Genomic DNA, 5,361 nt, shown 5'->3' with positions numbered 1-5,361 from the left:
GCAGAACGACTTTGGTATAGTAGGGCAGAAGTACGATGATGACCGAAGCGTTTGTTTCGGAATTGTTTATCAATAGGGAGTTTTCATCGATGGGACTATCAGATACTCAAATCTTTGTAGCTTTAGCGATTGCGCTTGTACCAGGGATCTTGGCATTCCGCCTATCCACCGAACTGTATAAGTAAGCGTCTGTGGGCTGACCATGCCTCTAGAGGTGTGATCAGCCCTAACTTCTTGGAAAAGTAACAAATATTTTAAGTTTTTATCCTGGCTAAAAAGCACAGGGCATCAAGGGCATCATCAAGGACATGAGGGGTAGCCCACCAATTGACCTTCTGCTGAGAGCATGGTGATCTAGTCACAGTATTCAGTCTCTCTATCCTTACTGTTACCTATCGTGGTGGCAGTTTTAGGAAAACAGAGTTAACGTTAAGCCCTAGGCTTTGATTACGTCTGCATCAGGGGGCTCGCCTCATCCTACCGACTGCGATCGCACCACTTTATATCATCTATGTACGCACCTCAGCCGACTCCGCCACCAGAACATCCACCGCGTCCGTCAGCGTTGCGATCGCGTCGTCCGGTTCGTTCGTCCCATCGCGGGGTAACGGCGGAGGTGAGCACCAAGGTGGTGGTCAACTTATGTTTGGTTGCGGTATCTAGCGTTGCCTTGGTTAAGCTAATTCCCAATACCCTACGTCAGCAGGCCCAGCTTGAAGAACTGCAGGCTGAAGTAACCTACCTCAACCAAGAAGTTGAGCAACTGCGCGTTGAGTTCAATGCCTACTTTGACACGACTCAAACAGAGCGTCTTGCCCAAGAAGAAGGACAATTGCTCAAACCTAATCAGCGCCGGGTTGTGTGGCTTGATTCCCAGGAATCGGATGCGCGTCAACTTGCCCATCACTAATCTGCAGCAACGCTCTTGTTCCTGCGAAAGGTGGCCGACTCAAGATTAGAATCTCAGTCAACGTGGCGAATTGCGTCCTGATGGCAGGATGGATTGGGCGCATTAGGGTAGTAGTGCAGCTTGGACATTGTTGTAGGAGGGGTGGACGGATCGTCTAGGAAGGCTGGCTCAGCCGGTTGTTTCTAACGAGGGTCTTACCGCATCCAATGATGATACGTTCGGACATAATTTCTCCAGATGCTCACGCCAGCCAATATCATGGTTTAGCGCCGGGGCACACTGTGAGCTTCAGGTGAATTGACGTTACTCCTGCCATGTCCATTCAAAAGTTTCCGCTTACTACGATTCAAAAGGTGCGGCAGTACATACAAAGTGCCCTTGTTTTGCCAGAGTCAGAGCAACAGCCGCCATCCACCAAAACCTTCGAAGACGATCAAGAAGTACCTGAACCTGAATCGTTAGATGCCCTAGGAGACTTATTTAAGTTTGGGGGGCCTTCCGACATCCTAGAATCCAATGCATCGGCCAGTGGGCGATGGTTGGTGAGTGCCGTGAATCCGGCTGATGCCCTGATCCGCCTGCCAGGGCTCACCATGAAAGAAGGATTGCGCCTTGTGGGCTACATCTACCGCAGCGAGAAAAACGGTAAGGGCGTAGTTTGGGCTGTACCCGAGGTGCTCAGCGTGACGGCGGAACTGGAAAAGGCCCTGTCGGATGATTTAGATCTAACCCATCCCCCCCAGCCTAAGCAGGCCTTGAAGGATGTGATGGAATCCATTGAGGGCGATCGCTCCGTGGTCTCGTTCATGGTGGCGTCTATTCTGCGGCGGGAGATGCTGGAGTTTGGCTCTGCCGGGAAGCACTGCCGCTGGACACACCATCGCCTGATTGATGGCATTCCCAATACCATCGTGCCGGAATGGCGAACGGAACCGCCCCAAGAATTTTCTCCTCGGGCCCGGATTTTTCCCGATGGGCGAGCCGCGGTGGAATTTTTCACCTGTCGTGTTGCGGCTCCTACCGCCATTTTTCGGCACATTGACCAATATCCCGCCGATAGCTATGTGGTCAATAGCCTGGATCGGGCGATCGCTCTAGTCCACCGTCGTTCCTAGGCTCTGGTTTAAAACCTGCTAAACCCCTTGTTCTTTTATAGGAGAGCATCAGGGTTTGGATGAGGTCTAAAACGCGCCCTAGCTTGAGAGGGCTGCTGCTCGTCAAGCATTCCTACAGGGAATCTCGGGAGGATCAGCAAACCACCCAGAGGATCCCCTGGGTGGTTTGTTATGATTAAACCTTATGGGATCATGGTCAGGGAAGATTGCCCAGCATTCCATAGAGCTGCTACTGATCCATGGTTGTTATCAACTTGCCCATCGGCTTGCCCATCGACTCTCGACCCTTCACGCATAGCGAAGTCTTATATGTCTGGATTATTTGCGCTGCCAGCGATCGCCGCCCTAGCCATTTTGATTGTGGTTCATGAACTGGGGCATTTTCTGGCTGCCCGCCTCCAAGGTATTCATGTCAATCGCTTTTCCATCGGGTTTGGCCCCATTTTATGGAAATACCAAGGATCGCAGACAGAATATGCTATTCGGGCCATCCCCCTAGGGGGATTTGTCGGTTTCCCAGACGATGATCCAGATAGCAACATCCCCGATGATGATCCCGATCTGCTGAGCAATCGTCCCATTCTCGACCGGGCGATCGTGATCAGCGCCGGTGTAATCGCCAATCTTTTATTTGCCTATCTATTATTTGTGGGACAGTTTGCTGGCGTAGGTATTCCCGATACGTTTAACACCAAGCCAGGCATCTTGATCCCCGAGGTGATGTCCCTCGAAACACCGGCGGCCCAGGCCGGCATTCGTCCTGGAGACTTGGTGTTGGAAGTCAACGATACGACCCTGGGTGCCGATGCGCCAGTGATCGATTTGTTTACTGAAGCTATTCGCTCAAGTCCCAACCAGCCCGTAGATTTGCTTGTGCAACGGGGCGATCGCCAGCTCAATCTAACGGTGACCCCCGAGGTGAACGATCAGGGTGTGGCGGTCATCGGGGTGAAGCTGATTCCCAATGGAGACTCGACCTATCGTCGTCCCACGGGCATTGGTGAAGTTCTCACCCTGGCAGCCCGGAGTTTTCAAGATATGTTCTTGGGCATTGCTGGTGGTTTTTGGATGCTGATCACCAACTTTTCCCAAATTGCCGACCAGGTGGGTGGCCCGGTCAAAATTGTCGAGCAAGGAGCTCGCTTTGCCGAAAATAACCTGCTGAGCTTGATTCCGTTTACCGCTGCTATCAGCATCAACCTAGCAATTATCAACATTCTGCCGCTCCCGGCCCTCGATGGCGGTCAGCTCACCTTTTTGCTGATTGAAGGACTGCGAGGCAAGCCCCTGCCGTCTCAAGTGCAGGAAAATGTGATGCAGACGGGGTTGGTGCTGCTGCTGGGGTTGGGCGTTATCCTGATCGTGCGCGACACAACCCAGCTTGAGGTGTTTCAAAATCTACTGCAATAGGCTGTGCCATGCCGCGCAAACTGTCTATCAAACAACAGCGGGCGATCGAAATCCTCATTCGCCTCAAGCGTCTGTATCCCGATGCCACCTGCTCCCTCAGCTATGAAACGCCGGTTCAGTTGCTGGTGGCGACGATTCTCTCCGCCCAATGTACGGACGAACGGGTCAACAAAGTTACACCGGAGCTATTTCGGCAGTTTCCTGATGCTCGGGCCATGGCGGAGGCTGATCTGGAGGATCTAGAAACTTTGGTGCGCTCCACAGGCTTTTATCGCAATAAGGCCAAGAACATCCAAGGGGCCTGTCGCATGATTGTGACGGACTTTGGCGGACAGGTGCCCCAACTCATGGATGATCTGCTGAAGCTACCGGGGGTGGCTCGGAAAACCGCCAATGTGGTGCTAGCCCATGCGTTTGGCATCAATGCTGGCGTCACGGTGGATACCCACGTTAAGCGTTTGAGTAAGCGGCTAGGGCTGACCCAGCACACCGATCCCGTCCGAGTTGAGCGGGATTTAATTAAGCTGCTCCCCCAACCGGATTGGGAAAATTGGTCTATTCGCCTGATCTACCACGGTCGCGCCGTGTGCATGGCCCGGAATCCGGCCTGCGATCGCTGCCATCTAGCTGACCTTTGCCCTGCGGCAGATCCTAGCAAGGTGAGTGCTTCGGGGCCACCCCAATTGCGATCGCTACCCTCGACCTAGGCATGGTCATCCTGCTCTAAGGGCACCCATGATCCTGGAAGTTTTTGGGAAAAGGGTAGATTATTTGCTTTTGATCGAGGTACCATTAGAGACGGTGTCTTAATAAGTTTTGGATATCTATGGCAAAGAAGAGCATGGTTGAGCGGGAGCGTAAGCGCCAGAAGCTCATTGATAAGTACGCCGCGAAGCGGGCAGAGCTAAAGGAACAATTCCGCACTGCCTCTTCTCAGCAAGAAAAAATGGACATTCATCGCCAGATTCAGCAGTTGCCGCGTAACAGCGTGCCTAGCCGTCTGCGCAACCGGTGTTGGCTAACAGGTCGTTCCAGAGGTTACTATCGTGACTTTGGCCTCTGCCGCAACGCCCTGCGGAAAATGGCCCACGAAGGCCTACTGCCTGGCGTGGTGAAATCAAGCTGGTAGACTCGCCAGTCGTCCCATCAGTATCTCCAACCTATCCTTGATCACGTCATTACGGCGGTGATTAGGGCATGTGTTGGACTGCTTTGTATGGATTAAGTAGCTCAATTTAGACGATGCGTGAAAGCTGGGGACGGCAAGATGTCTCCAGCTTTTTGCTCTTCAAGGTGGCCGAAACCCAGCCATCTCGATGAGCGATAGACAAGGCTTCTGAGGGCAGGGCAAGGGCATGGATGAGCAAGCATGGCTCAAGGAACTGACATGTAGTCGAGCGATCGCTGTGATTCGGGCTCCTAGCCTGGATATTGGCTATCGCATGGCTCAAGCTGTGGCGGCGGGCGGGATGCGGATGCTTGAAGTGACTTGGACGAGCGATCGCCCTGGTGACCTGATCCAGCGTCTGCGGGAGGATCTACCTACCTGTTGTGTGGGTGCGGGGACGGTGCTGCATCCCACAGCTTTCAGTCAAGCGATCGCAGCGGGTGCCCAGTTTCTCTTTTCCCCCCACACGGATCTAGACCTACTGCGCTGGGCGATCGCCCACCAGGTGCCCATGGTGCCGGGGGCCCTGTCGCCAAATGAAATTATGGCGGCTTGGCAAGCAGGGGCTACAACCGTCAAAGTTTTTCCAGTGCAGGCTATGGGCGGTGCTGCCTATATTCGCAGCTTACAGGGCCCCCTAGGACATATTCCCCTGATTCCTACAGGGGGGGTCACGCTCCAACATGCGGCAGAGTTACTCACAGCCGGGGCGATCGCGGTGGGGGTGTCAGGACAGCTCTTTCCTGCCGAGGCGATCG

7 protein-coding genes are annotated in these 5,361 nt (G+C 53.6%); all 7 read left to right on the top strand.

Annotated elements, in window-relative coordinates; all coding sequences use genetic code 11:
• The first annotated feature begins 35 nt into the window (after positions 1 to 35).
• Positions 36 to 185: a photosystem I reaction center subunit XII gene (psaM, locus tag V6D20_08265; protein HEY9815775.1), complete on the top strand. Its 150-nt coding sequence runs from the start codon at positions 36 to 38 to the stop codon at positions 183 to 185.
• Positions 186 to 511: 326 nt separating this feature from the next.
• Positions 512 to 910 carry a hypothetical protein gene (locus V6D20_08260; protein ID HEY9815774.1) on the top strand — a complete coding sequence of 133 codons (399 nt, stop codon included), beginning with the start codon at positions 512 to 514 and terminating at the stop codon, positions 908 to 910.
• A 314-nt stretch (positions 911 to 1,224) separates the two neighbouring features.
• On the top strand, positions 1,225 to 2,025 hold the full coding sequence (locus V6D20_08255) for a hypothetical protein (protein ID HEY9815773.1): 801 nt from the start codon (positions 1,225 to 1,227) through the stop codon (positions 2,023 to 2,025).
• A gap of 309 nt (positions 2,026 to 2,334) precedes the next feature.
• Positions 2,335 to 3,435 (top strand): RIP metalloprotease RseP, encoded by a 1,101-nt coding sequence (rseP, locus tag V6D20_08250; GenBank protein HEY9815772.1) that lies wholly within the window; start codon positions 2,335 to 2,337, stop codon positions 3,433 to 3,435.
• An 8-nt stretch (positions 3,436 to 3,443) separates the two neighbouring features.
• Positions 3,444 to 4,142, top strand: a complete 699-nt coding sequence (gene nth, locus V6D20_08245; protein HEY9815771.1) for an endonuclease III — start codon at positions 3,444 to 3,446, stop codon at positions 4,140 to 4,142.
• A gap of 119 nt (positions 4,143 to 4,261) precedes the next feature.
• Positions 4,262 to 4,564, top strand: a complete 303-nt coding sequence (gene rpsN, locus V6D20_08240) for a 30S ribosomal protein S14 (protein ID HEY9815770.1) — start codon at positions 4,262 to 4,264, stop codon at positions 4,562 to 4,564.
• A gap of 226 nt (positions 4,565 to 4,790) precedes the next feature.
• Positions 4,791 to 5,361, top strand: a 571-nt coding sequence (locus V6D20_08235) for a bifunctional 4-hydroxy-2-oxoglutarate aldolase/2-dehydro-3-deoxy-phosphogluconate aldolase (GenBank protein HEY9815769.1), incomplete at its 3' end; no start/stop codon positions are given.

The organism is Candidatus Obscuribacterales bacterium, assembly GCA_036703605.1.
Taxonomy (GTDB): domain Bacteria; phylum Cyanobacteriota; class Cyanobacteriia; order RECH01; family RECH01; genus RECH01.
The sequence above is the reverse complement of the archived record's forward strand: the minus strand, read 5'-3'. Positions and strand labels throughout refer to the sequence as shown.

Coding starts and splice junctions, on each gene's coding strand:
- psaM (HEY9815775.1), top strand. CDS start 36: ATGATGACCGAAGCGTTTGTTTCGGAATTGTTTATCAATAGGGAGTTT.
- V6D20_08260 (HEY9815774.1), top strand. CDS start 512: ATGTACGCACCTCAGCCGACTCCGCCACCAGAACATCCACCGCGTCCG.
- V6D20_08255 (HEY9815773.1), top strand. CDS start 1,225: ATGTCCATTCAAAAGTTTCCGCTTACTACGATTCAAAAGGTGCGGCAG.
- rseP (HEY9815772.1), top strand. CDS start 2,335: ATGTCTGGATTATTTGCGCTGCCAGCGATCGCCGCCCTAGCCATTTTG.
- nth (HEY9815771.1), top strand. CDS start 3,444: ATGCCGCGCAAACTGTCTATCAAACAACAGCGGGCGATCGAAATCCTC.
- rpsN (HEY9815770.1), top strand. CDS start 4,262: ATGGCAAAGAAGAGCATGGTTGAGCGGGAGCGTAAGCGCCAGAAGCTC.